Origin of the sequence: Niabella beijingensis (assembly GCF_020034665.1) — a bacterium.
GTDB classification, from domain to species: Bacteria; Bacteroidota; Bacteroidia; order Chitinophagales; family Chitinophagaceae; genus Niabella; species Niabella beijingensis.
On record NZ_JAIQDI010000001.1, the window covers coordinates 523,526 to 550,183 of the forward strand.

Consider the following 26,658-nt stretch of genomic DNA (forward strand, 5'->3'; position numbering starts at 1 on the left):
TTTAACCTAAAAAAATTTATATCATGGTAGCAATAAACGAAAAAGCACAGCAAATATTGGATCATCTGATCCAGCAATTAGGTGAAAAAGATTATATCAGGCTGCAATCTGAAACGTATGCTTCATTGTCCTTTGAACGTATTGGAGAATTTTCCTCTTTCTATGGCCCGGTAAAAATGTATAGCCTGCTGCGTACTTCAACCGTAAACAGTAAAATGATGTACGAGCCGGAAATTTGTTTTTATCATTTCGATGATACCAAAAACGATATTGACCGCGGCACTTATCCGTATTCCTTTCAATTAGACTTATTCGGCATAAATCAGCAAAGTATTGAACTGATAGACGGCGCATTTCATGTGCAAAGCATTATGCAAAGACAGCATACGAGTTACGCAAATAACTGGCTGGCAGTTATTAAAGAACAGGGGTTCATAAAATAGTCATTACCTAAAAACAAAACGCATGAAACACAAAATTGATTTCTTAAATGGTCAGGTAGCAGAAGTAAAATTGGTTTACAAATCTAAAGTAAAATCGGGCGACCGTCTCCGGATCAATGATTCCCGCCACATGGCTACAACATTCCGTAATGCATGGAACCCTGAAAATATAGAGCTACAGGAAGAATGCAAAATAATGTACCTGAACCGTGCCAATCATGTATTAGGATTATACTCCCTTTCCGCAGGGGGAACAGCGGGAACTGTTATAGATCCAAAACTGGTATTAGTGGCAGCATTGCGCCTGAATGCGTCTGGTATCGTTCTTTGCCATAGTCATCCATCTGGCAGCCTTTCGCCCAGCTGTGCAGACGAGTTTGTCACCGAAAAGGTACGAACAGCAGCCAAGTACTTCGATATCCGTCTGTTGGATCACATTATACTAACCTCAGATGGTTATTTCTCAATGGCCGATGAAGGATTGATTTATTAAGATTATAAACCAATGGTAACCGTCAAATGACGGTTACCATATAAAAAACAACACTATGACAATTTGTTATCAATGGGAATTTACCGTTGCACTCCTTATGAAAAGCGGGCGCAAGCGCAATGCACACAGCGTACTTGCATTAGGCAGCAAATATTCCGATGCACATTTTGATATGACGTATAAACTAAAGAAGCGGGGCGCGCAATTAATATCAGTAGTAAAAGTGCGGGTAATGGGAATAGCCTTTGCATGGGATGACAACTACAAATACATACAGCCCAAACTGGCAGACTGTATGCCGCCCATTCCTGAAAATCTAAATCTCAATGAATTAAAACCATAAAAAAATGAATACTTTAAACAGGCTGAATAACGCACAGCGGGCAAAACTGATATTTGAGCTATTACCCGCAGACATTCCGGAATATATCGAATTTACAAAAGCCCTTTCCGCCCGCGTCACTGCTGATCCCGAAGGCTTACGCAAAAAATGGAACAACTGTCTGTTAACCGTTGATTCCTGGGTAAGACTGGCAAAAATTGTTGCTGAATCAATAGACAAACACGGAGTTAAGCTTTCCAAAAGCAGCCGCCTTTTTTCATTTGTGTTATTCGATGGATACGTTGCTCTATTCTCCGTTCACTGCTTACAGCAATTTGTCCTTACTACTGAACTCAAAGAACCACGCTTAAAAACTGCCGTAGAATTATTTTTCACCCTTTAAAAATTATAGTTATGAAAAACGATTTTGAACAACGGAAACAAAACAGGATTGAATACGCCAAACAGCAGGCCGAAAAAAACCGGCAGAAAGGCGACAACCTGTACAATCATGCAACAGAAATGCAGTCGGTAATTCCCTTTGGCCAGCCTATATTAATTGGCCATCATTCCGAAAAACGGGACCGTAATTATCGCAATAAAATTCACAACACATTCGGTAAAGCATTTGAAGCAATGGACAAGGCCAAATACTATGAACAAAAAGCCGAAACAATCGCCGATAACAACGCCATATCTTCCGACGATCCGCAGGCGTTGGATAAATTGGATTGGAGGAATTAAAGAACAATCAGGAATTCATGAAGGCGGCCAATAAATGTATCAAAAAAAAGGACAGGGACGGTTTTTTAAAGCTGCGATTCGCCACCCCGGAATTGTGGGAAGAGATCAACAGCCCCTCCCGGTTGGGATATACAGGCTATGCAGGTTATTCCCTTCAAAACAATAATGCCAATATTGCCCGGATCAAAAAGCGTATTGCCTTGCTTGAAAAAGTGGAAACAATGCCCGGTTCCGAAACTGAAATAAATGGAGTTCGTTTTGTGACCAATCCGGAAGCCAACCGGGTACAGCTTTTCTTTCCCGGAATACCACCCAAAGAAGTGCGCAAAAAATTACATCAAAACGGGTTCCACTGGAGCAGATCCGCGGGAGCATGGCAGCGGCAATTAACGCCCCGTGCCCTATATGTGGCAAAAAGCTTTCTTAAAAACCTAGATTCCGGTACTGCGCATGAATAGGATACCCCTAAAACGATAATAAAGAGCAGCCAGCGGCTGCCCTTTATTATCAATTCAAAAACAATCACTATGACAGGAAAGGAAATAAAAACCGCCGTAGCTGGCGGCCTAAATCCTGCATAAAAAACAACTACTCTACAAAACTTTTCTTTCAACAAAAAAACCTCAAAATGGAACAGATCAATACACTTGCAGCCATCAAAGACAATTTCTGTACGCAGTTTCAAACATTCAAGGCCTCCCAACGTCAGCTGCAAAGCAAAATATACGCCCGGCAGTGGCAAATCGATAAACTGAAAATGCAAATGGAAAAACTTCATGGCCCGCGATGGACCGTAGACCTTTTGCAGCCCGTAGTGAATGAAATAAAAAAAAGGCTGCCCGGCTGGGATTACGACGATGATCAATTAATTCCATTGGGATTGGCTTGCAGGGTATCCGTTTTCTTCAATAAAAAAAAGAACACGCGTTCTTCCCAACTGTCCACTAAAAAAAGTATTCATATCATTTTTATACCGGGAGAGCTGAAGAATGCAGAATTATTGTATGAAACAGGTGAACAGGTCGCACGATTTGATCCCGGCACCATCGGGGAAATAAACGGCTTTAACCGGGTGACCAAACCCCTTGAAAGCATTAAAGAAGCGGTCACTTTCTTAAAAAAACAGATCAAAGCACAAAAGTAAAAATCATGAAAACCTATATATTTAAAGCGAGACGCAAGCAGGATCAGAATATCCGCTTTACCATTGCAGACCTTTTACCAATTCCCCACCGGCGGCACTACTCATTTGTAGAAATTTCTGAGTTCTGCGACTATTCGAAGTTCCGGGCGGATTGGTATAACCTGATGGACGAGGAATACAATTATTTATATCAAATCCCCGGTAATGCGGGAATAAATTTCTTTAAAATTAAAGGGCATGATCTGATTGTGATACCGGGTGAAATTATTCATCCTACAAAATTGACAGAACAAGACATTAAAGACCTTGACAACTTCAGGAGATCCGTTAAACGGTAAATCCGTAGTCACAGGCATTTATTATTTATCATTAAAAATCAATAATTATGTACATACATTTTTATCATGGCAGAAAAACAATTGAAGAAGAATTAAATGATTGGGGCGAAGATGGCCCGATCGTCTCAGTCTCCTTTATTTCGTGGACGTATGGAAACCTGAAATTACATGACGAAACGGATGATTTTACCTTTCTTTCCCAAGCGGAGGATCTCATCCCTTTGGGCAATATGTATTACGGAGATTTTGAATTACTTCCCGACGGTGATCCGTGGGTAAATGGACGCCCTGTAATCTCTATAAAAGAATTTGAAAACCTGAATCAAAAACAATGGCTATGAAAACGAAATTTACCTTTACCATTCAGCCCCTCCTTTACAATACCCCTGACCTGAAGGGGCCTATAACACAGGTCTTCTTTGCCAAACAATATATGGAGGAAGAAGGCGCATTTTACTATAATCGGCTTGCCCGGTTAACCTTTGAAAAACAAAACGTTCACTTAACGTTACCGGGTGCGATGCCGCTGATAGAAACCCTGATATTTGGTGAGCAACAACGTAATCACAGCACTTTGCACTTATGTATAAGAGGCGAACGTACATATTGCAAGGTAGCAACAGGCTACTTTCCAAAACGTATTGCGGTCACGCATAAGGAATACGAAGACGCTTTGTTGATGGGCAAGCTCACAAAAAAGGAAATACAGGAATTGTTTGCCTATATATGGGATCATCCGGAATCTATAAAGCCAATCGATCCCCCGCATTCAGGATTTCTTTAATGCAGCATTTAACCCACTGCCCGGCGGTTTATTCCTGTATAAATGAACAGGAATAAACCGCTTTTTTCTTTTCCGGCGCAGTATTTTTTCGTAAATTAGTGTCATGAATTTTTGGGAATTTAAAGAAGACAATTCAAGAGGCTACTATATGCCGGTCTCAAACAAAGCTGCCCGCGAACAGGGCGGACAGCTGGTTACTGGATTGTTCAATTTAATATTTTCCCTGTTCAAATTGCTTTGGGCATTGATTACAGGCGTTTTCGCTTTATTTTATATCTTCATTCGGTGGATCTGGAGGCTTGCGAGTAAACAAAGCAGGCAACCGCTCTAATCCCAACTTTTCTTTTTTCAATTACCAAAAAAGAAAAGTTCCCAAAAGAAAAACGCTCTATGCCCTGGGTAACCTTCGGTTGAATTATTTTTCTTTGCCTGTCGGCTGTAATGCGTTCAGCTTATTGTACATATCCGACAACCCGCCTTTCGTAAGCAGTTCAAACCCTATCTCCCTGAGCGCCTCCGAACTGCCATCACCAGCAGCCTCTAATAACCCCTCCAACGCCTCACCTGGCCTTGTTTGCAATCCCTTTTCAATCACCTTTACCAGCAATAAAACATTTTTCCGGGGCAGCCGTATATCCAGCTTTATCCGGTCTCCCATACCGGGTGCACTCATAATTGTTTCATAGAGCAATGACACTTCCTTCTCACTTAACATACTTTCACATTTTGAATAGCTAAAAAATAATTTCCTTATGTAAAAATAATCCTCACCATTCATTTTCAATAAACAGAGCCGTGCCATCTTATAACACGGCAATACAACCAACTTGACTGCACATTGAATCAAGTAGAAATTATGCATCCACTTGCGGCAAAAAATTTTCAAATTTATAAGGAACAACCAGGTCTCTCATTCTTTGTTTTTTATTAAAGTGACGTGATATATTCTGTGTTAATTCCTTATAATTTGTATCCGTAAAATCGTCGCCCTTCCGATGGTGGAATATTTTTATGGATCGGGAATTCTCATGCTCAAAAATGCGATTTAACATCACCCAATCCGAAAGTCCGCAGGAATGTCCCATTATCTGAACCTGGTACTCCCCCTCCTCCAAAAATTGGGAAAGCTTACGCAGGTTGTCTGTTCTGAAATAGCCGAAGGATTTTATATTATCAAGAAACCGGTTGTCGTTTTTCTTCTCCAGAACTTTATAATGATCATCCATTTCATCTCCAAACCCAAAAATCAGTGGATTCTCAACATCATCCAGCTTTCCATGAATATTTATAGTAGTAACGGAAGGTGCCACTTTGAAATTAGCGCTTAAACCTTCTGTATAAAGATTAGGTGTATGCGTATAATTGAAGTTAATCACAAGAATATGATCTAACTTACTAAGATCCGTTGAACTGCTCAAAAAGTCAGACTTTTTAAAAGCAGACGCAAATATTCTATTTGTAAAGTTGTTAAAGCTAGGCTCATGTAGTTTGTTCAGATAAGTATGCAAATGCATCTTAACCCTATCCAGCCCATCATTCAACGCTTTTAATTTCTTATCATAGCCAGTGTTATCTGATGAAGCAATACGTATTAATTCATCATAATATATTTGTTCAATATCTACCCATCCTAACGTTGAACACGACTTTATCGCTTTTTTCAATATGGGATTTAAACAATGAGCAATAAATTCCCTAGCAGGCTCTTTATTACCTGTAGTAATTAAACTCTCGTTTGAAACAAAGTAGCCAAGCAGCATTTCCCAATTGTCAGGATTGTTAATAGCCTTTTTAAAGTCCATATTGGTAAAATACTCAAACCTACTGGTAATTTTAAAATCAGCGCTTGAATGAACTCTTTTATCAAGGGCTTCGTTTGTACATTCTCTTAACAAGTGAATTAAAAAATCCTTATACCCGGTCCGCATCCCATGCGCCAGATCAAACCCGTTTCCTAATAGCATCAGTTTATTCATCTTGCCTTCTAAAAATTTGATCAATACAATTATTCTTCATCCGAATTTAAAACAAATATCGAGCAGTAACAAAATGTCCAGAATTTTAATATTTGCTGAAACAACTTACTCACCGTACTGTGACGTTGTACGACACGGCTGAATTATGAAGCTTTTGCCCTCCATACTTTTGTTGCTCAAATGATTTGTGAATCTGAAAATGTGAGTTATGACAATCAAAGAAGCAAACGCCATCGATATGGTGGCCTACCTGTCAGTAGCAGGTATTGAACCCGCGAAAATCCGTGGAGAAAATTACTGGTACCATTCCCCGTTCCGGAACGAAAAAACACCTTCCTTTAAGGTGAGCCGCAGGCGTAATCAATGGTATGATTTTGGTGAAGGCAGGGGCGGCAACCTAATAGATTTTATCCTCCTTTATGAAAACATTTCTATTTCAGAAGCATTAACCCAATTAGAAAATGCCTGCCAGTTACCTGGGCATCCCCCTGAATTATTTTCACCTGAAAAACCTGCAATACAAATTATTTCCATTCTTCCAATCAGTGCAGCTCCATTAATTCGCTATTATCAATCCCGCCGTATTGCAAACGAAATAGCGGCCAGATACCTCCATGAAATACATTATGAAAATGGCGGCAAAAATTATTACGCTTTAGGATTTAAAAATAATGCACGCGGATTTGAACTCCGGACTATCAATTTTAAAGGAAGCAGCCATCCCAAAGCGCCTACCACGATCGGAAATAAGGCTACTTCCCTAGCCGTTTTTGAGGGATTTTTTGACTTCCTTTCTTACCAGACAATACATCTGAACCAGCAGGTCCCGGAAATGGACTTTCTGATTCTCAACAGTACTTCCTTTTTTGAAATGCAACTGTCATTTATGCAGACTTACCAGCGGGTTTATTTGTATTTGGATAACGATAAGACCGGAACTAAATGCATCAAACGTGCCCTTGCTAGAGATCCTCACCTGTTCAGCGACGAACGCGCGCTATTCGCTGGGTATAAAGACCTCAGCGAATGGCATCAGAACTTTGGTTCTGGTGCCAGGCCTTCGGCCTGAGCGCGAAAAAGCGGAACAACTGTCAATGAATTGACCGCCGTGGTATTGAACAAGCCTGCTGCACCCTTCTGGTGCCGGCAGGCACTCAATCCCCCTCGCTGGCTTGGGGATGGCAAGGTGTACCAAAAGTGCAACTTTTGGACCTTGCCCTTCGCTCCGGAGTCGCTTCGGGAAAAAAGGACAAAGAGATATTTAGTCTCCCGCACTCGGAACTCATGCGGGAAATTTGTGAAAAGTGAAAATGAAACAGTGATGAATGAAGAAAAACCAACGCCTAAAAGATGGGTTACCATCCGGGTAAAACCAGAAGAATACAGGGCCATTCATAAATTATATGAGCAAACGACCTGTACCAAACTCAGCCAATATGTGCGCAAAGTATTGCTGCAAAAACCGGTGATTATTCTTTATAAAGATGAAGCATCCCGTGAAATTTTGTCAGTCTTAAATCAGCTTTCCAGGGAGCTTTCGGCCATCGGCAATAATTTCAATCAGACCGTTCACAAACTGCATACTTTGGACCATATTCCCGAGATAAAAATATGGGCAGAATTGACCGAATCCGGCAGGCAAAACCTGCTAAAAAAAATCGAAGAGATACGTATTTCAATGAATCAAATCCGCCAGCAATGCGTCCTCAAATAACCTTTCCAAAAAGCCTGAAAAGAGCGCTCAATTATCATGAAAAAAAAGTGCAGAAAGGCGCTGCTGAACTGCTCCATGCACATAACTTTTTCAAGCTGCCAAGGGACCTGAATTTTTATGACAAGGAACAGCGGTTTAAAGACCTGATGGCGCTTCATGAAACCGCACAAACAAAGCTGATTCATATATCGCTGAACTTTCACCCGTCAGAAAAAGAGCGTCTGGACAAAACATTCCTTATTCACCTGGCAGATGAATATATGCATAAGATTGGTTTTGGAGACCAGCCCTACCTTGTTTATCAGCATGACGACGCCGGCCATCCGCACATCCATGTGCTGTCGCCCCTAATACAGGAAGATGGGGTGCGGATCTCCACGCATTTTATCGGAAAAAATGTTTCCGAGCCGGTGCGTAAAGAAATGGAAAAACAGTACGGCTTTATTCCAGCAGATAAGAAAGAACAAACGCGGGAGGAAGAAAAACAACTGGCGATTACTCCTCAAAAAATACAGGCTGGCAAATCGGCCACCACGCGGAGCATCACCAATGTACTGGATCATGTGATCGATCGCTATAAATACACCTCTATCCATGAACTGAACGCGGTTTTACGACTATACAACGTAAAGGCAGATCGCGGTTCAGAAGATGGCCGGATTTATAAGCACCGCGGACTAACTTATGTGGTAATTGACAAGGAAGGTAAGACTCTGACAAAGCCCCTAAAAGCCTCGATATTTCACAGTAAACCGACCCTGGATTATATCGAAGAAAAATGCAAGAAGAACGAAAAAAAACGCCTGCCTGATAAAAAGCACATCAAAACGGCTATTGATTGGGCGATGCAGTCAGGCCCAGGTTCAATGGCAGAACTGGCGAAACTTTTAAAACGCGAACGAATTGATCTGGTCGTCCGACGTAATGAACAGGGGCGGGTATTTGGTATGACCTTTATAGATCATGTAAAGAAAACCGTTTTTAATGGCAGCGATATCGATAAAGAATATGCTGCAAAAAAAATGATGGAACGCCTGGGCCTGAATTCACAGCTGCAACAGGAAAAGGAGCTACAGAAACAGCAGACAAAGGCCAATAAAGCCAAAGCCGATGAAAAGGAACCGGCCAACGAAAACCTGGGGAAATCTGCATCTAAAATCATTGAACAGGTAGTAGATCCCGATAGTGGAGAAAGCTGGGCGATTAATAAAGAAATGCTAACCGAGGAACAACGGAAAAAGAAGAAGGGTTTTACAAAACAATGGGAAATATAATCACTCGTTCAAAAATCGTATAATATGGCAATGAATACCAATGAAAATGAAATGGGGTTAAGGAAGATTATGGACATGACCCGGCTGATCAGTGTAGTAGTACTATTGCTACACTTTTATGATAGCTGTTATGTTTTCTTCCAGGAAAGAGGCTGGACACATGCAATCAGCAATAAAATATTAGACAATATCCATCGTGCAGGACTATTTACAAGCTTTCATAAAGCGAAATTTATTGCGCTGGGCTTCCTGGCTTTATCGCTGTTGGGTGTGAAAGCAAAAAAGGGCGAGGAATTTAATTACCGGCTGGCAATTGCCTACCTGATAACAGGCCTGACGCTTTATTTTATCAGTGGCTTGCTGTTCTGGCTGCAGGCCACTAATATTATTATTGCCCTGTCCTATATGGGAGTAACAGCAATCGGGTTTATTTTCATTTTGACCGGCGGTACATTATTGTTTCGCATTATTAAAAAAAAACTCAACGGCGACGTGTTTAACACGCTTAACGAAACATTTCCCCAGGAAGAAAGGAAACTGGAAAATAAATACTCCGTAAACATTCCAACCCGGTATCAATTAAAGAACAAAGAGCGTAACGGATGGATTAATATCATTAACGGATTCAGGGGCGGTGTTCTTTTGATGGGGTTACCCGGTTCCGGGAAAACCCTGATAGCAAAAGAGATACTCAAACAGCAGATCGCGAAGGGCTATGCGCTATTCATTCATGACTTCAAATACCCTGATCTTACAAAAGTCGCCTATAACCATTTCCTGCAAAATAAGCACCGTTATAAAGTTCCTCCGAAGTTCCATATTCTGAATTTCGAGCAAGTACAGGAACGGTGCAATCCTCTATTACCGGGGTCAATTAATTCCATTACGGATGCTGCATCTGCTTCACGGGCAATTTTATTGGGATTAAATCAGAAATGGATCGACCAGCAGGGCGATTTCTGGGTGGAATCGAGTATCAGTTTTATCACGGCCCTGATCTGGTTTTTACGTATTTACCAGGAGGGCAGATTCTGCACCTTGCCACATGTTATAGAACTGGCTCAAACGCCGCTGGATAAATTGTTTACTATTCTGATTGCTGAACCGACCCTGGAGGTAATTGCCACCCCTTTTGTCCGGGCGTACCAGGAAGATGCCGGCAAACAGCTCATCGGCCAAATTTCGGGGGCTGCAATCAGCCTGGGGTCGCTTGCCAGTGAAAAGCTTTACTTTGTTCTATCTGGCAATGACTTTACGATGACCATTAACGATCCCAAAGCACCACAAATCGTTTGCCTTGCCAATAACCCGCAAGTATCAAATGTTTACTGTGCGATAATCTCCTTATACCTGAATACCCTGCAAAAACTTTTGAAGGAACAGGAGGAACAGCCCTGCGGGATTTTATTGGAGGAGTTTGCTAATATAACCTGGCATAGCGCAGACAAATTTCTATCGATTTGCAGAAGCTTTCTGGTGAACGTAACCCTGGTAATACAGGACGCCAGCCAGCTAGTTTTGCATTACGGTGAAAAGCAGGCGAATGTTATATTATCTATGGCTGGTAACATTATCTCTGGCCAGGTTACAGGAAACAGCTCCAAATCCCTTTCGGAACGGTTCGGCAAGATCTTGCAGGACCGCCAAAGCCTTACCATCAACAGCAGCGATACATCCATCAACAAATCCAAACAATTGGACTACGCAATACCCCAATCTACTATATCGGGGCTTTCTGCCGGTGAAGTCGTGGGTATGGTAGCTGACAATCCCGATCAGCGCATCCCGCAGAAGATGTTTCATTCCCGTGTAAGGCATGATTTTAATGCGATCAAAAAGGAAGAAGCAGGGTATGAGCCCTTGCCGAAAGAGCAGGTTGATAAAAAAGTCATCCGGGAGAATTTCCTGCGCGTCAAACGGGAATCAAAAGCGATAGTGGAAGATGAAATGGATAGGATTATGAATACTCCGGGATTGGCTCATTTTGTCCTCAAAAAATGAAGCGCAAGGTCTATTTACTATTTGCCCATACATTCTTAGCAAACATCAATCCTGCCGACAATTTTTAGAACGTCAGCCAATCCACAGGCAAAAGGTCCTTCGTATTTAATTCTTTATTAGTAAACCATTGTTTAGGAGCAATAACTATCTTATCTTTAAAAGTACTCAACCATGCAGACCACCAGGCAAACGAACTGTTTGATATAACAAAATACTTACACTGAGCCATTAATTGCAAGTAAAATTGATACTTGTCGTCATAGTAAGCCTCATCAACAAATACAAAATCAGCCGCTATCTCAATATTTCCTCTACACCATTGCATATCATCCGAGAAAATATAGAAAACAGGGTGTTCTACTTTACTTTTCATGAAAGCAATAGACTTTTCAATATATTCTTTATTCACTACGCCATGATAATCCAGTTTTTGCAGATAATCTCCGCGCCTCACATTAACCATGACTGAGTTTGTGCGCAGAATTTCCTCACCTAAAGCTTTCCAATGAATTTGCGGGGAATTGCAAAACTCGAAATCGCTTTTTAAAGTATCGACAATACATTGAAAATACTTAAAGGATTGCCAGTATCCGGAAAGAACTAGATTAAAATCCCCGTTGGCTGGTCGAGTTGCAGCATGCTCTTTCACCATTTTTATCAGAAGATCATCAAAATGAAAAAAGCGTTCATTAATATTTACGCGATTGGATCCCAAAGCCAGATCTTTATAAAGACTATCTTCTACATCCCCAATTCGGCATTCCGAGAGGTGAAAAATATCGAGGTCAAATTTCCTATTACTTTTGCCTTGTTGATAAATGTTCGTATTTAAAAATAAGTCCTGGTTCAACAATTCGGATAGATATCTTCCAAATGCATATTGAAACATCTGGTTGCCTAGCCCACCCAAAAGATTTACTGTAACCATAAATTCTCACCTGATGTATTGACAACCTTGAAGACTAAAATTTATTGCTCTTTAATTTTTCTTCAAATAAAGAATAACAATAATTTAGTACCCGCGCCAATAATTGATTTAACTACCTCCAGTTTTTTGATTTATAGGTTGTCCCCGTTCAAAGGGACCTGTGCCTTTCAACTAAACATGTAACTCATTTCTTTCAATTATTAAATTGATACGGGAACAACAACTCGAACTATAAGGTCTTTGCGAACAGATTCCAGTCTTTAAAAATCAGAAACAGCAACTCGCGTAACAATCAGATTTTTATTTTTTTCAAAATACTCCCGGGTCCACAAAAAACGCTCTTCCTTGGGCAACTTTTCATCATTAATAGCTATTTTTCCCAAAACATCCACTCTTAGTACTGCCTGCTTCACCTTAGCTCTCCCCAATTCAACAAAATGCTTATAATCAACAAAAAAAAATGAAATCCTCCCCCCCACAGGCTGATCAGCAGACTCATTGGTCATAAATAATTTTATTTCAGGTTTTATATCCTTTAATAATTTACTCAATGGATGATGTACATACTTTTTTTGATTTTTTACTATCAAAGGTAAATCATCAATAGACTTTGCGACCTTAGTGGAGCATGAAGCCGACAATAAAATGAATGCCAATAAAAAAAACAGCTCTTTTTTCATAAAGTTTGTTTTAGGGACAGACTGTGGTAGTAAATGGACTAGTTTCTTCCGCAGCGTTAGCATCGAAGGCTGTATTAACCGCTTTAAAATTCCCATTAGCATCCTTTTTCAATAATGCCACACCTGACATCATTTTAGCTAACAAATAAGATAGTGCTGTTTCATTAGCTTGTTGAGAAGTTTTATAATATAGTCCCTTTTCCTTCTCTACTATTTCATTATACTCATCAGTTTGAGCAGTTGGAAACTCGGGACCCCTTGTAATTTCATTTGTTTGAGGATTTCTTACAGCAGGAACCTTTGGATAACGTTCCTCAAAAGTTCTAGCGTATCCCAAATTTTCAATAATTAAAGCATATTCTACGTCGTTAGAAGTAGTGATAAATCTCTGATATTCACCACCATACAATATGGCTCGCTCTATCATACTATACACATCCGCAGCCGAGGCAGGGAGAACATTTGGGTGGCTGTGGAGATCAGCAAAAGGTCTATTAATCGTTGGGATGTCACCACTCATAGTCCCGCCTTCTAAAATATTACTGGCTATATTACCACCATTATTTTCATCTCTTCCAAAAGCCACAGAAAATTCTTTGGTCGGTTTAGCCGCCGCAGCATTTCTTAATGCTGTCAATGTTGTTGTAAAAAGTCCAGAACTTGAAAAACTGTTGGCTCTTTGACTTCCAAACATAGTTCTGTAACAAGGGTCGGCAGAAGACTGACTATTGGGTATATAGAGATATCCTCCATAACCATCTGTTGAAATAGGGTAGCCCAATATAGAAAAGTAATCAAGATAGCTATCCAACACCGTCGAACCCTGCGTACCATACGTTGCCGAGACGGTTACGGGGTCCATCACTTCTTGCCCCCCAATGAAGTAATCACCATTAGCATTTTGAGTAAATGGTATTCCGATAGTTATAAATGCTTGAATCGCACTAGCTTTAGAAGCAGATACAGTCACTTCATCTAAAGGAACCCAATTCACACCAGAACCTGAACCACTTCCTGCACCGGAACCAGAACCAGATCCGCTCCCAGAGCCTGATCCACTCCCAGAGCCTGAACCGCTCCCTCCATCCCCCGCCCATAGACCATATAAATCTACGGCATCTAATAGGCTATACTTCTTTGCCAATTCTGGCAGATTTAATTGTTGCTTTTTCATAACACAGTTAAAATTTTAATTTGAATAAGAAAAATTTGATTACAAAAAAATGACTTTCAGAAAAGGAAATGTTCATGACACCCGTAGCCCCCTTTCACTTAATCAAAACAAGAAATCTTTACTGGGCCAACAGACCATTAAAGGATAGGTCAACATTCCAGAACGAGGATTATCGTTATCTACATTTATACAATATAAACTTTTCAGGTAGCGTTCTTCCCGGAGCCCAACCAATGTGAATACCCTCCCGGTTGGCCAGCTCCACCTCCATTCTTTTCCGTTTGGAATTTAGGATAAGTTTTAAATCAAATAATTTGCCGCCTTTCGTAATATCCGTTATCGTTCCTAGAATAATATCCCGCCCTGATTCTTTTTTCCCGATTCCCGATATAGAAAATTTTTTATCGGCGTATGGTGTCTTCGAATATTCAAGAGAGCTTTCTATAATACTGTCGCCCCTTGTATAAGAATGAAAACCTACTATCAAATCCACACGTACATTGGTATTCAGCGGCATCAGTACCTTCTTTTTTTTAAGGAGGACAAATCGAATGGTATCACTCCCTATGTTTCCTATCCAGGTGCCTACAAACCGATTCAGTCGAGCGTTTCTAATATAGCTGTTTGGTTTAGGCGGCTGCGAATAGGTCACTATCGAAGCAGCCAATAGTCCGAGAAAAAACAACACGATTTTTTTTTGCATTTTTAACAAGGATTATTGACAACGTTATTATTATCATCAACTTTTATCGGATTCCACGCAGTAAATGCATTATTTCCCTTAAACAATCGCAAACCGGTATTCCCTGCTGCAATAAAATTCAAAAAAAGTTTTTCGTTATTCTCCACAGTATTTTGAGGTGATATTCCGTAAAGGTTATACACGAGAGAAAACTCATTTAGTGTGCTATTTCTAACGTTATCTTGCACAAAATTTGCAAACTTGCCAATATTATCAATCATTAACATGTATTGGGTATTTTGTGTTACAAGAGTCATCGAAAATTTTTGAACATTAGCTATCTTATTTTGAGCAAATAATTGTCCAATAGCAAAAATATCGTCAACCGAAAATATCGACAACAATCCTTCATAGTGATTATGTATGAGTCCTGTTATTGGAGATGGAATATTAAATTCTATACCAGGAGTATTCAATTCACCAGCAAGTGGAAGCCAATTATCTGTTTCCCCAGTTGATCTAATCGTATATGTCCACCCTCGCTCTCTATGTTCAGTAGTAGCATTCGCCTTTAGGGCGCCCAACACATCTCTAAAATATTGTTCAGTTCCCAGCATAGTGGCACCGTCACAGGGCGTAGGCTGCGGAGGGGGAGGGCTATATGTATATAATGAATACTCTCCGTCATTGTTACCTTGTAATGTATAACCAACTTCAGCTAAAAAATTCAAATACGCATCCAAAACCGCAGTTGAACCGGTTGTACCGTAACTTCCTACAATGGCAACAGGATCCAAAACTTCTTGTCCGCCGATAAAAAAATCGCCCGCACTATTCGTAGTAACTGGAATTCCCATCTCTTTAAAAGCATCCACAACTTTGGTTTTTGCGGAAACTGTCACTTCATCGAGTTTAACCCATACAGGCCCAGAACCAGAACCGCTTCCAGAACCGGAACCCGTCCCCGACCCAGAACCAGTCCCCGATCCAGATCCACTTCCCCCATCACCAGCCCAAAGACCGTACAAATCTACACTATCTAATAAGCTAAACTTTTTTGCCAATTCTGGCAGATTTAATTGCTGCTTTTTCATAATACAGTTAAGTTTTAATTTTAAATATAATAAAAAAATCTTTCATTAAAAATTATCATCAAATAGTAAAAAAAATTTCTCATATTTTAGGCATTTTTAGGACGCTTCAATAGTCGCTGTTCTCGATGGCAACCACAATCCCATATCCAACAGACCTTTCCCACCCCTTGGCAAACATAGAGTACGAATAATTTTTCTCGCCTAATGTAGGATCTAGTACTTTGAAAGAACTTTCACTTGCTTCACATAGGACTACAAAATGGCGTCTATTCCATAAAACAATTGCAGGTAACGGAACTTCATAGAGATCGCCAATCGTGCATTTGATAATAACAGATTCTAACCCCAATTTTTCAATTGCAGCTTGCAAAGCACTCATTGTAATACCCTTATCTGTAACATTACAAAACGACACTACCGCTTCCAAAGTGCATTCTTTCCCATAAAACTGAGCAACCATACACACACAAGCCGGTCCACAATCTTTTTTATGCCTCTGGTATATCATCGGAACTGATTTCAAACTCATCGCCATATAGAACTACTAAATCTGATGATAATCAAAATGCATTTTCATAATACCATCAAGTCTTTCAAATGTTTTTCGAAACATATTCTGAACGATTCCTTTGTGGTGGTTGTGAAGAGAAGTCACATCTGAATATCCAAAATCCCTTTGAGTAGAAACAGGAGGATAGAGTAACATTTTATCCTTTGTTAAACCTGAAAGCTTAATATCACCAATCACATTTTCATCAAAAGGTGCCTCCAAAATCTTATTAAAAAAACGGCGATATAAAATAATAAATTGAGTTGACAAACAATGATTAGTCCACAACCTGTTGTTATCTAACGGCACAGCGACATCAAACTTGCCACTCCCTCCTGACATATATTCACAACCCTGAAGATGTGCCTGAACAATAGTTTTGAACAAAACTTCTTTCGAATAGTCAGATGTAAATTCATGATCATCCTCGCAAATAATAATTACATCTTCATTTCTTTCTGTGGCCAATAGAATAACTTTGCGAATACTTTCCCACAAGCCTAACGCTCCAACTGGTCTTTTCATCGCATCAATTAATCTAACATCAAATTCAGATCGTCCCTCAAATTGCTTCATAATATGTTTCCTTCTTTCCATCCTTTCCGGAAGATTAATTACGTATACTGGAAGCACAAAATTTTCATATTTTCCTTCATCAATCAGAAGTGTATCAATATCCAGCAGACAACCTTTAAAAGCATTTCGCACATTGGTAAGAACACGCGCAGATTTAGAACTATGCCAAAACAGGCTTTCTACTCTTCCTGTGCCATTGTTTTTCGCAGTTGCATCTGAATATCCAAATTCCTTTTGAATAGAAATAAAGGGATACAAAAAATAAATTCTACTAGAAAGCGAAATCATTTTATAGTCGGCACAATCATGATTAGAAAAGGATACGTCAAGCAGAGTAGCGAAAAATTTTCTAAAAATTATCAGAAACTGAGTACCTGAAAAATTCTTCATTCTGAAAAACTCATCGGAAACCTGTACCCCATCTTCAAACCAACTTACGCCTCCCAAAAGTACATCAGCCTTCATTGAACGAGCGCTTTCAATGTACTCAAATAACTTCTTTTCGGAATAGTTTTCAGTAAAAACATGATCATCTTCACAGATAAGCACATAATTATCATCCGGCTTAGCCAAATCCCTTATTATATGAATAATACTATTCCATAATCCAACAGCACCCACCTGATGTTCATGAGCTTCAACAATATTGACATTAAATTCGTCTCGCCCCTCAAACTCTTTAAGAATATGCGCCTTACGGTCTGTTCTACTCTTTAAATTAATTACATAAGTAGGAATACTCATTACTTATACTTTTTAACATCAACACAAAAAAACCAAATAGGAAAACACATATACACCTTTTCCAGCAACTGCTCCCTCCTTCCTGGATCTTTAGGCTGCGATACAAATTTTATAACATTAAAATATCCTTCATTCAGACAATACCCACCTAAATCCTAAAAAAGCTTTTCGCCCAATGTTCAAAAAGGTCAGTTATCAAAAATGTAATTTTTGATTCTGCCATCTTCATCAACCTGAATTTTTGTCTTTAGACGATGGAATCCAAATAACTCTAAACTATGCTTCCATGAATATACCCTAATAAGGCTCTTCCAGTCCTTATATCGCGCATCAAGGCATTCAAATGTATTCGCGGGAATTTTCAAAGGAGCGCCTTCAAAATTAACCTCCAAAAATGGCTGTAGCATCGAATTAGGACATACTATACCATTTAAAAACACTACATCACTTCCTGAAACGTTGTAAACCCATAGATCGATATAAGGGAACGAATAATTAAGATCCCTAATTTTTGGTGATTCTATGAGCCAAATCTTGTAAAACGGCTTTTTACTCCAACCTTCAACGAAACGCCCCCAAGAAACCCCATTAATTTTATCAATTAGATTTAAGAAGTCATTGAGCCTATCCTCCTGTATCCCCAGGTCGATATCGTCATCCCATGCCATGATTTCTCCATGCCTGATATAAGCGAGGTGTGTCCCACCCTGTAAAAGCAAATCTATTTTATTCTGTTTTGCAACTTCACCAAGAATAACGAGCAGACGTCGCACATCTGACAACCCTCTTTCTGTCCAGGTATCATTTTTTGTAATTGCCAAAAAGATCTCATTTTCTCTATCCCTATTGATTATTTGTTGCTGTTTTTTAACATCAAACCAAGATACCATTATGCTAAACACATTTAGTTTAAACAACAATGGAAGTATTATTAACTCATCCTCAATATTTCTGGAGATTTCACCACAAAGGTTTATCGATTTTACAAATTTTTGGCTGATTAAATATACACAACTCAACCATTTTCTACCTAAAAAATAGGATTCATAATCATTGTCTTCACGGGTATTTACATTCAGGATTTGTTTTTCAGCAAGTTCATCGCAGCTATTTAAAATTTCCTCAGATTTAAAGGGAAAGCAAACATCCCAATCAAAAGTATGAAGATGCTCAATTAGTTCATCGAAGTCAATTACACTCTCTAATATAGCGCTGTTTTCAATTACTATAGCCCAATTATCACCAGACTCCATCAACATCTCCCATGCCCTCCGATGCAATCGAACAATATCTATTTCTGTTTTCGAAAGCTTAAACCCGTATTTACGGAGATGCCATGTTTGATCAACGGTCACTTCTCTCTCTGGATTTAGATCATTCATGGTTATGTCAACAATATTTCTTGCTCCAATCTTTTCTCCAATTTGATTAGATTTATTGACAAACTCCATTTTCTTATCCGGCAGTATAATTCTATATATCTTCATAACCGCTTCATTATTGAGTTCTAAGCATCAGATCAGCATTAACTAATTGAGTTGGCGTATTTACCGAATACCACTGGTGAGGGTACAACTCAGAGCACTTTAAAAGGCGTTTTTCAAGTAAAAAGGACCAAACATTAATAAAGTCTTCCATAGCACTATCGTTTACCGCTTCCACGATTAGCCGTGGATTAATTACCTGCATCCCGGAACTATATATTTCAGCTTTTTCACCCCTTGAAATTTGTTTAACAACTCCACCCTTACGATGTATATAATCTCCTTCAATCTCAGGGTTCGCAACCACGGGAACAATCATACATGGAGGACTATGTAATATTCTGTAACTACTATATATAAAGTCGAGATCCAGAAATGCTATGTTGTCACATGGAATGACTAATACCGGGCTATTAACAACCTTAAAAAAAGTATTGAATATCCACCAGGCGTTGCCTTGGTTTGTTGTATTTAGAACAGTTTTGACCCCAGAACTAAATACAAAATTGACAAGACTAGATGAATTCCGCCCAACAGTAACCACGATGTTCGAAACCTTATCTATTAATTGACTTAGCCCATCCCAAATTAGAGGTTTCCCGCCCACTTCAATTAGTGCTTTTGGTAAATTCTCCGTAGAGCCTAAGAGACGTTCTCCCTTTCCCGCAGCTAATATTGTTGCAAATTCAAACATATTAAACAGTCCATTATTATAAAGCCTGTAATTAATTTACGAACCTAAATCTTTACAAAATCAATACTGAAGAAGCATAATTTTTAAATACCAGCAGCTCTAATTTTCATTTTGGTCTTTCTTATTCCCAGGTTTCCTATTCTCATATGATGACTAGCCTTGTATCAAAATCACTGTTCAGAAAAACAATAATATTCATTTTAAAAATAAGAATTTTTTCAATACGACAATTCTTTTATATAAATGTCAAGTCGGATTTTCCTCTTTTAACAACTCGTTAATAAATCCCCAGCACTTTTCGGTATGAACATTTGCCGAAAGAGCAGTAAGATAAAAAAGTCACCCGGGAAAATTCTCTGCGCGTGAAATGGGAAGCAAAAACGATAGTGGAAGATGAAATGGATAGGATTATGAATACACCTGGGTTGGTGGGAATGATAGTTCGAAAATAAATATTTCGTCTTTTATTTCAACAAAACAATTAATGGTAAATTTGTTCTCCTAAGTATATATCAAATCTCCAAATGTCAATACCGTCCAAATGTCAGCAGGAAGAATATCCAATACGAAGGGCATTAGCCAGAATGAATATGTTTCTTCACGAAATAGATAATGCTACTATTGAATGGGGTGATACACTTAACAATCCACGTCTTTTGGAAGGAGATGAGCTAATGAAATTTGACATTGTTGCTGCCAACCCACCCTTTTCTTTAGATAAATGGGGAGCTGAGAATGCGGTTGCTGACCAATATAGCCGCTTTCATCGCGGGATACCACCAAAGAGTAAAGGAGATTATGCTTTTATCAGCCACATGATCGAAACTACTTACGCAGATACAGGCCGTGTAGGTGTCATTATGCCCCATGGAGTATTGTTTAGAGGAAGCAGTGAAGCTAAGATTCGTCAGCAATTAATCGAAGAAAATTTATTGGAAGCTGTAATAGGTCTTCCTGCTAACCTATTTTACGGAACCAGTATTCCTGCGACCATGCTAATATTTGATAAAGCCAAAGGTGCTAATACAGATGTGCTATTTATTGATGCAAGTAAAGGTTTCGAGACTGGAAAAAACCAGAATAGACTGCGTGAAGAAGATATTGCGCACATTGTAACAACGTATAAAGCATTTAAGGCTGAAGCCCCTCTGAAAGATGAAGGAGTTGTAATTGAAGATAAATACGCTTACAGAGCGACCTTTAACGAAATCAAAGAGAATGACTTTAATCTGAACATTCCTCGTTATGTGGATACGTTTGAAGAAGAAGAGGAAGTTGATATTAAGGCTGTGCAAGACGAAATCAACCTGTTAAAGAATCAGATTGCTGATGTGGAGAGTGATATGGAAAAATATTTAAAAGAGTTGGGTTATTAATATGGCAAAAAAGGAAACAGGAAATAGTGGAAGGCCACCAATACCGGAAAAAGTTAAGATTCAGTTATGGACATCTGCCGCCGGAAGATGTCAGTTTGATAATTGCAACAAGCCACTGTGGAGAAATGAATTAACGATGGGCAGAATGAATGCGTCATACATAGCTCATATATATGCTTTTTCAGAGAATGGGCCACGTTATGATGCGGATTTATCTCCCAAACTAGAAAAGGACTTCAGTAACTTAATGTTGGTTTGCGATGTTTGCCACAGAACATTCGATGATAAAGAATTAGAAGGCGAGTATCCGGCTTCTAGGTTGCAAAAAATGAAGAAAGATCATGAAGACAGGATTGAACTTTTGACAGCTATACAGCCAGACAAAAAAAGCCACATTATATTATATGGAGCAAGAATAGGTGAACATACATCTCCTCTCCATTTTAAAGGAGCTGTTTTGGCTCTGTTGCCAGACTACTACCCGGTAAAATCTAATGCGATTGAGTTGAGCTTGAAAAACAGCTCTTTTAATGATGCCGATGACACTTACTGGATCGTAGAAGCAGAAAATCTCAAAAACCTGTTTAGAGAACATGTTGCATTTACCAAAGCGAATGATAGTGTTCAACATTATTCAGTATTTGCACTTGCTCCGCAACCATTATTGATAATGTTAGGAACATTGCTTAATGATATCTATCCTGCGAATATTTATCAATTACATAGAGAACCGGCGACTTGGAATTGGCTGGAAGAGACAGAGCAGATTAATTATCTTGTCACTGAACCAGTTATTAACTCCAAAAAAGTAGCTCTTAAAATAGCGTTGAGCGCATCTGTTTCAGATGACAGAATAACGTCTGTGCTAAGCGACGATGCAGCAATATGGATGATAACGATCCCTTCTCCTCATAATGATTTTTTGAGAAGTAGAACTCAATTACAAGAATTGAGAAGATGCTTCAGGCAAATATTCGATAATATAAAGAGTAAACATGGTGAAGATGCAGAACTTCATATTTTTCCAGCGATGCCGGTTGCTGCAGCCGTAGAATTCGGTAGGGTTTGGATGCCCAAAGCTGATTTAGCTTTCACCATTTATGAACAAAACAGAGCAAAAGGAGGATTTTTTAAAACATTGAAAATAGAGTAATGCCTATGTTTAATACTACTACACCCAGCATAAGTTACCTTCTCGAAAACGTAGGCATAGCTTTAGATATAACAGAAGCACAGTATAAAGAAGTTGTCAACAGGTACACAGCTGTTTCCAATCATTTATCACAAGAAGGATCTGCATTAAGCAGATATATGCCTGATATAAAACCGCAAGGATCATTTCTTTTGGGCACAATGATACGTCCTTTAATTGAGGATGATGAACTTGACGTAGATGTGGTTTGTCGTCTAAAGGGAAAGAACTCTTGGTGGACACAATACGATTTGAAGCATGCGGTAAAAGATCAGCTAATAACTAATGCTGATTATGAAAGAATGCTTGATGAAGAAGGGAATAGATGCTGGACGCTTGTTTACCATGAAGCGGCAAAATTCCATATGGATATATTGCCTGCAGTCGTAAATGTTGGTGTGGTTAATCTCATGGAAAAATCATTTAATAGTCTGCGACCTGACCAAATCGAGGAGCTGGCTATACGAATTACCGATAAACGATGGAAGAATTACAAGACTGAAACAAATTCATCCAATTGGATGAAAAGCAATCCCTTTGGGTATGCAGCATGGTTTAAAGAAAGAGCTAACACATCATTTTATAAATCGGTCGTTCTAAATGAAGCTGTAGAACCTCTCCCTGCATATCAAACAGATAAAGAGATACTTGTTAGAGTAGTTCAGATTTTGAAACGACATAGAGATATTATGTTTGGTTCAAACGAAACCAGACCTATATCATGCATAATCACAACATTGGCTGCTTATGCTTATAACAAGGAAACTGACTTAATTCAAGCTCTAACCAACGTTTTAGAAAATTTTCTCAATACACAATATATCTACAAGAAATATAGTGCTGAGCACGGAAAGGAAATATGGTGGATTTCGAATCCAGTAAATCCTGAAGAGAATTTTGCAGACAGATGGCTCGAAGATCCAGAAAGAGAAAAGTCATTTTTCAATTGGTATGAAAAAGCGAAAGCAGATTTTGCTCAAATCCGTACCATGGATTTAACAACAGCGTATAGGTATCTGAAAGAACTACTAGGTACAAGAGCGGTAAACGAAGCAATTAGAAAAGTTGGTTATAGTAATTTAATAAATGAAAGCTACCAGCCTGTAAATTACTCACCTGCATTGTTAAGTGTAAGTCATCGCCAACGCCCGAGCTGGTTGCAACAATTGCAATATAACGTTGAGGTACATGGGCATTATAAAAACCATTATGGTAAGCATGTTACTATCACAAATCGCTCACAGATTCCGAAAAACTGCAACATCTATTTTGTTGCTTCAACAAATGTTCCGAAGCCTTTTGATGTGTACTGGCAGGTTGTAAATACTGGTGATGAAGCAGCCAGAGCTGGCAGTTTGCGGGGAGGAATTTTCCACTCACAAACAGCCGGTAAGGGCGGCTTAAACCAAAAGGAATATTCATCCTACAGTGGATTGCATTGGGTTGAGTGTTTTATTGTTAAGAATGGTGTCTGCGTAGCCCGTAGCGCTGAATTTTTTGTAAATATTGATTAGAAATGACAGAGATAACTATACCTAAAGGATGGAGCCAAATTCGCTTAGGAGATCATGGGATTATTAAAACAAGTAGTGTTGATAAAGTTATTGAGGATGGTGAAGATACGGTTTCATTAATAAATTATATGGATGTTTATAAAAACCATTTTATTGATTCAAATACTAAACTTTCAATTACGTCAGCTTCGCACAGAGAAAAGTTAAGTTTTAATATCATAAAAGGAGACATATTATTTACACCTTCATCTGAAACTCCTGAAGATATTGGACATTCTGCAGCTGTCTTAGAAGATTTACCAGATACTCTTTACAGCTACCATTTGGTAAGATATAGACTTTTTGACCAGAGTTTAATAGACCATAAATTTAGAGGATATGTATTTAATTCTCCTGATGTTTTACGACGATTGACAAAATTAGCAACAGGGTCGACAAGATATACGATTTCAAAAAACTCGATAGAGAACGTTGTTGCATTATTACCGCCATTAAGAGAGCAAAAGGAAATCAGTGAAGTACTTATTAAATGGCATCAAGCACTTCAATTAAATCTAAAGCTACTAGAGAGTTTAAGCGAACATAGAAAACATACAGGACAGATATTTATCTATCACCTAGGGAGTAGTTCATGTGTTAAATATTTTCCGATAAATTCCCTTGTAAATAAAATAAAGAGAGGATTTACCCCTGAAAATGAAGCTTTTTACCAAGAAATCGGCATAAGGTCTCACGCTAAAGGGATATTTCATAAAGAACCTGTAACAGGCAAGAGTTTGGGTAATAAATCCGTGTTTTGGATAGAACCCGATTGCTTTGTAGTCAACATTGTTTTTGCCTGGGAGCAAGCTGTAGCTAAAACTACAGAAGCTGAAGTCGGAATGATTGCTTCTCATCGCTTTCCCATGTATAAGCCTAAAGAAGGTGTTTTAGATTTGGATTACCTATTGTACTTCTTCAAGTCAGCAAAAGGTAAAAATTTGTTGGAACTGGCTTCCCCTGGTGGCGCAGGACGAAACAAGACTTTGGGTCAGTCTGAGTTTTTAAAGCTCAAAATTCCAGTTCCTCCAATTGAAGAACAAAAGAAAATAGTCCGATTACTGAATGCCGCTGATAAAGAAATCGAACTCCAAAAACAGAAAATAGAAGCAATCAAACTTCAAAAAAAGGGTTTGATGCAGCAGTTGTTAACCGGAAAAAAGAGAATTAAATTATGAAAATACTTGGGATTAGAAATGCTCCTTCTAAAATTAGATTTTGTATAATAGATGGGGATAAGACTACATTTACTTTTAGTAATCATGATAATGAAAACAAAATTGATATGCCTAAATCGCTCAAAACAGAGGCTGAAATGTATCAATGGGTAAAAAGTGAATATAAAAGAATTTTTGACAAATATGGTCCCTTCGACCATATGGCTATTAAGCAAAATGAGAACGTACCTACAAGATACAGTAGTGTGAAGCCTGTTATGTTTCTGGACTGTCTGGTAACTATGATAGCAATTGAAAATAACACCCCTTTTTCGTCACATGCCTATAATTCATTAGGTACAAAAAGTAAAGAAGTCGTTTCCTTTATTGAATCAAAGGTTACTAAATCCAAAACCAACTGGGATGTACAAATGGCAGATGCCATTGCAGCCGCAATAAAAAATTTACTATAATGAGTTTTAACGTTGGAGATAATATTTACAAATTTACCCTTATCAAAAAGTTGGGCGGTAACTTTGGTGAAGTTTGGCATGCAAATGATAATTCTATCAATAAGGAAGTTGCCTTAAAAATTCTGGAACCATCATTTGAACCTATCGCTAAATTATTAGATGAGGCAAGAATTGGTAATAAGTTTAATCACAAAAACCTTTTGCCCATTCATTATGCTGATGTAGCTACTGTTGGAAGCACGGTATATACACTTATCTCACAAGAGTATTATAAAAATGGAGCGATTACGAATCAGTTGAATGCTCATAATTTTTTGCCTTTACCACAGGCATTAAAAGTGTTACAGGATATTTTATTCGGATTAGAATACTTACACAACAGTGGCTTTTATCATAATGACATTAAGCCCGGTAATATTTTAGTCGATGACCAGCACAATGCTATATTAGCGGATTATGGTATTGCAGGTTTTTCTCCAAGTATAACTCCTATTACACCTAAAAACTCATATAAAGTTCACCGTGCACCAGAGACTGCCGGAGGAACCCCGATAATTAGTATTCATTCTGACATATATCAGGTGGGCTGTACTGCTTATCGGTTGTTGAATGGTATAACTCATTTAAAAAATGAATTCCATGCCTTAGGTCCAATAGCTTATGAAAGTGAAAAGGCTAAAGGCAAAATACCTAATATCGGAAATTATCAACCATTTATACCTTCAAGATTAAAAACTATAATTAATAAATCACTAAATGTGGATCCCGGACAACGATATTCTTCAGCGCTTGAAATGAGAAGAAAGTTAGAGAAACTTCACTTCCCAGGTTATTGGACAACAGATGCTTCATCAGAATTAGTTGGAATAGGGAAAAAATATTTATACCAATTTGAAATAGAAGCTAAAGCAGGTGATGTTTTTAATCTACATGCAACGAAAAAGAATAACATTTCAGGAAATATTACAAAAGTGAGTGACTTTACTAAGAAGAACTTAAATAGAAAGGAAATGGAGAAATTATGTAACGGATTTATCTCCTGGGTAGTTGAAAATGCTAATTAAGAAA

General features: G+C 38.7%; 31 protein-coding genes. 20 read left to right on the forward strand and 11 right to left on the reverse strand.

Features of this window, described 5'->3' with window-relative positions:
* The first annotated feature begins 23 nt into the window (after positions 1 to 23).
* The 10 genes from K7B07_RS02070 (at position 24) to K7B07_RS02115 (ending at position 4,268) form a co-directional block, all read left to right on the forward strand.
* On the forward strand, positions 24 to 443 hold the full coding sequence (locus K7B07_RS02070) for a DUF6908 domain-containing protein (protein ID WP_223707015.1): 420 nt from the start codon (positions 24 to 26) through the stop codon (positions 441 to 443).
* 22 nt (positions 444 to 465) lie between these two features.
* Positions 466 to 936 (forward strand): JAB domain-containing protein, encoded by a 471-nt coding sequence (locus K7B07_RS02075; RefSeq protein ID WP_223707017.1) that lies wholly within the window; start codon positions 466 to 468, stop codon positions 934 to 936.
* Positions 937 to 991: 55 nt separating this feature from the next.
* A complete protein-coding gene (locus tag K7B07_RS02080; protein ID WP_223707019.1) occupies positions 992 to 1,279 on the forward strand; it encodes a hypothetical protein in 288 nt (95 codons plus the stop codon).
* Positions 1,280 to 1,283: 4 nt separating this feature from the next.
* Complete coding sequence (locus K7B07_RS02085; protein WP_223707020.1) at positions 1,284 to 1,661, forward strand: hypothetical protein; 378 nt, start codon at positions 1,284 to 1,286, stop codon at positions 1,659 to 1,661.
* 11 nt (positions 1,662 to 1,672) lie between these two features.
* Positions 1,673 to 2,002, forward strand: a complete 330-nt coding sequence (locus K7B07_RS02090) for a DUF3560 domain-containing protein (protein WP_223707022.1) — start codon at positions 1,673 to 1,675, stop codon at positions 2,000 to 2,002.
* Positions 1,990 to 2,460, forward strand: a complete 471-nt coding sequence (locus tag K7B07_RS02095; RefSeq protein ID WP_223707024.1) for a hypothetical protein — start codon at positions 1,990 to 1,992, stop codon at positions 2,458 to 2,460. Before K7B07_RS02090 ends, K7B07_RS02095 begins: the two co-directional genes overlap by 13 nt.
* 170 nt (positions 2,461 to 2,630) lie before the next feature.
* The gene (locus K7B07_RS02100; RefSeq protein ID WP_223707026.1) at positions 2,631 to 3,146 is read left to right on the forward strand and encodes a hypothetical protein; all 516 of its coding nucleotides are present in this window, start codon (positions 2,631 to 2,633) and stop codon (positions 3,144 to 3,146) included.
* 5 nt (positions 3,147 to 3,151) lie between these two features.
* Positions 3,152 to 3,484 (forward strand): hypothetical protein, encoded by a 333-nt coding sequence (locus K7B07_RS02105; RefSeq protein ID WP_223707028.1) that lies wholly within the window; start codon positions 3,152 to 3,154, stop codon positions 3,482 to 3,484.
* A 47-nt stretch (positions 3,485 to 3,531) separates the two neighbouring features.
* Positions 3,532 to 3,825, forward strand: coding sequence for a hypothetical protein (locus K7B07_RS02110; protein WP_223707030.1), 294 nt, complete (start codon positions 3,532 to 3,534; stop codon positions 3,823 to 3,825).
* Entirely contained in the window at positions 3,822 to 4,268 is a 447-nt protein-coding gene (locus K7B07_RS02115) for a hypothetical protein (RefSeq protein WP_223707032.1), read from the forward strand. The genes K7B07_RS02110 and K7B07_RS02115 overlap by 4 nt, the downstream gene beginning before the upstream one ends.
* 415 nt (positions 4,269 to 4,683) lie before the next feature.
* Here K7B07_RS02115 and K7B07_RS02120 read toward each other — a convergent pair whose 3' ends face one another.
* Together K7B07_RS02120 and K7B07_RS02125 are read right to left on the reverse strand one after the other, a co-directional pair.
* On the reverse strand, positions 4,684 to 4,983 hold the full coding sequence (locus K7B07_RS02120; protein ID WP_223707034.1) for a hypothetical protein: 300 nt from the start codon (positions 4,981 to 4,983) through the stop codon (positions 4,684 to 4,686).
* Positions 4,984 to 5,122: 139 nt separating this feature from the next.
* Entirely contained in the window at positions 5,123 to 6,244 is a 1,122-nt protein-coding gene (locus K7B07_RS02125) for an AbiH family protein (RefSeq protein WP_223707035.1), read from the reverse strand.
* Between the two features lie 208 nt (positions 6,245 to 6,452).
* Between K7B07_RS02125 and K7B07_RS02130 the strand changes: the two genes are divergently transcribed.
* From K7B07_RS02130 to K7B07_RS02145, 4 genes are all read left to right on the forward strand, one after another.
* Positions 6,453 to 7,313: a CHC2 zinc finger domain-containing protein gene (locus K7B07_RS02130; protein WP_223707037.1), complete on the forward strand. Its 861-nt coding sequence runs from the start codon at positions 6,453 to 6,455 to the stop codon at positions 7,311 to 7,313.
* Positions 7,314 to 7,565: 252 nt separating this feature from the next.
* Positions 7,566 to 7,958, forward strand: coding sequence for a plasmid mobilization protein (locus K7B07_RS02135; RefSeq protein WP_223707039.1), 393 nt, complete (start codon positions 7,566 to 7,568; stop codon positions 7,956 to 7,958).
* Positions 7,943 to 9,232, forward strand: coding sequence for a relaxase/mobilization nuclease domain-containing protein (locus tag K7B07_RS02140; protein WP_223707041.1), 1,290 nt, complete (start codon positions 7,943 to 7,945; stop codon positions 9,230 to 9,232). Before K7B07_RS02135 ends, K7B07_RS02140 begins: the two co-directional genes overlap by 16 nt.
* Before the next feature lie 24 nt (positions 9,233 to 9,256).
* Positions 9,257 to 11,233 carry a YWFCY domain-containing protein gene (locus K7B07_RS02145; protein ID WP_223707043.1) on the forward strand — a complete coding sequence of 659 codons (1,977 nt, stop codon included), beginning with the start codon at positions 9,257 to 9,259 and terminating at the stop codon, positions 11,231 to 11,233.
* 64 nt (positions 11,234 to 11,297) lie between these two features.
* On the opposite strand, the gene K7B07_RS02150 is transcribed toward K7B07_RS02145, so the two are convergent.
* From K7B07_RS02150 to K7B07_RS02190, 9 genes are all read right to left on the reverse strand, one after another.
* The gene (locus K7B07_RS02150) at positions 11,298 to 12,161 is read right to left on the reverse strand and encodes an alpha-1,2-fucosyltransferase (protein WP_223707045.1); all 864 of its coding nucleotides are present in this window, start codon (positions 12,159 to 12,161) and stop codon (positions 11,298 to 11,300) included.
* 260 nt (positions 12,162 to 12,421) lie between these two features.
* Positions 12,422 to 12,841: a hypothetical protein gene (locus K7B07_RS02155; protein WP_223707047.1), complete on the reverse strand. Its 420-nt coding sequence runs from the start codon at positions 12,839 to 12,841 to the stop codon at positions 12,422 to 12,424.
* A 10-nt stretch (positions 12,842 to 12,851) separates the two neighbouring features.
* The gene (locus K7B07_RS02160; protein WP_223707048.1) at positions 12,852 to 14,015 is read right to left on the reverse strand and encodes a hypothetical protein; all 1,164 of its coding nucleotides are present in this window, start codon (positions 14,013 to 14,015) and stop codon (positions 12,852 to 12,854) included.
* 175 nt (positions 14,016 to 14,190) lie between these two features.
* Complete coding sequence (locus tag K7B07_RS02165; RefSeq protein WP_223707050.1) at positions 14,191 to 14,718, reverse strand: DUF6705 family protein; 528 nt, start codon at positions 14,716 to 14,718, stop codon at positions 14,191 to 14,193.
* 2 nt (positions 14,719 to 14,720) lie between these two features.
* Entirely contained in the window at positions 14,721 to 15,791 is a 1,071-nt protein-coding gene (locus tag K7B07_RS02170; protein WP_223707052.1) for a hypothetical protein, read from the reverse strand.
* Positions 15,792 to 15,897: 106 nt separating this feature from the next.
* Entirely contained in the window at positions 15,898 to 16,326 is a 429-nt protein-coding gene (locus K7B07_RS02175) for a cysteine peptidase family C39 domain-containing protein (RefSeq protein ID WP_223707054.1), read from the reverse strand.
* A gap of 9 nt (positions 16,327 to 16,335) precedes the next feature.
* Positions 16,336 to 17,661 (reverse strand): glycosyltransferase family 25 protein, encoded by a 1,326-nt coding sequence (locus K7B07_RS02180; protein WP_223707056.1) that lies wholly within the window; start codon positions 17,659 to 17,661, stop codon positions 16,336 to 16,338.
* Between the two features lie 188 nt (positions 17,662 to 17,849).
* Positions 17,850 to 19,148 (reverse strand): LicD family protein, encoded by a 1,299-nt coding sequence (locus K7B07_RS02185; RefSeq protein WP_223707057.1) that lies wholly within the window; start codon positions 19,146 to 19,148, stop codon positions 17,850 to 17,852.
* A 10-nt stretch (positions 19,149 to 19,158) separates the two neighbouring features.
* On the reverse strand, positions 19,159 to 19,839 hold the full coding sequence (locus K7B07_RS02190; RefSeq protein WP_223707059.1) for a nucleotidyltransferase family protein: 681 nt from the start codon (positions 19,837 to 19,839) through the stop codon (positions 19,159 to 19,161).
* A gap of 524 nt (positions 19,840 to 20,363) precedes the next feature.
* Here K7B07_RS02190 and K7B07_RS02195 point away from each other — a divergent pair.
* The 6 genes from K7B07_RS02195 to K7B07_RS02220 are packed head-to-tail and all read left to right on the forward strand — an operon-like array spanning position 20,364 to position 26,654.
* On the forward strand, positions 20,364 to 21,215 hold the full coding sequence (locus tag K7B07_RS02195; protein ID WP_223707061.1) for an N-6 DNA methylase: 852 nt from the start codon (positions 20,364 to 20,366) through the stop codon (positions 21,213 to 21,215).
* 1 nt (position 21,216) lies between these two features.
* Positions 21,217 to 22,368 (forward strand): SAVED domain-containing protein, encoded by a 1,152-nt coding sequence (locus K7B07_RS02200; protein WP_223707063.1) that lies wholly within the window; start codon positions 21,217 to 21,219, stop codon positions 22,366 to 22,368.
* Positions 22,368 to 23,921 (forward strand): nucleotidyltransferase, encoded by a 1,554-nt coding sequence (locus K7B07_RS02205; RefSeq protein WP_223707065.1) that lies wholly within the window; start codon positions 22,368 to 22,370, stop codon positions 23,919 to 23,921. The genes K7B07_RS02200 and K7B07_RS02205 overlap by 1 nt, the downstream gene beginning before the upstream one ends.
* A gap of 2 nt (positions 23,922 to 23,923) precedes the next feature.
* Positions 23,924 to 25,138: a restriction endonuclease subunit S gene (locus tag K7B07_RS02210; protein WP_223707067.1), complete on the forward strand. Its 1,215-nt coding sequence runs from the start codon at positions 23,924 to 23,926 to the stop codon at positions 25,136 to 25,138.
* A complete protein-coding gene (locus tag K7B07_RS02215; protein ID WP_223707069.1) occupies positions 25,135 to 25,590 on the forward strand; it encodes a hypothetical protein in 456 nt (151 codons plus the stop codon). The genes K7B07_RS02210 and K7B07_RS02215 overlap by 4 nt, the downstream gene beginning before the upstream one ends.
* Positions 25,590 to 26,654 (forward strand): serine/threonine-protein kinase, encoded by a 1,065-nt coding sequence (locus tag K7B07_RS02220; protein ID WP_223707071.1) that lies wholly within the window; start codon positions 25,590 to 25,592, stop codon positions 26,652 to 26,654. Before K7B07_RS02215 ends, K7B07_RS02220 begins: the two co-directional genes overlap by 1 nt.
* The last annotated feature ends 4 nt before the right edge of the window (positions 26,655 to 26,658 follow it).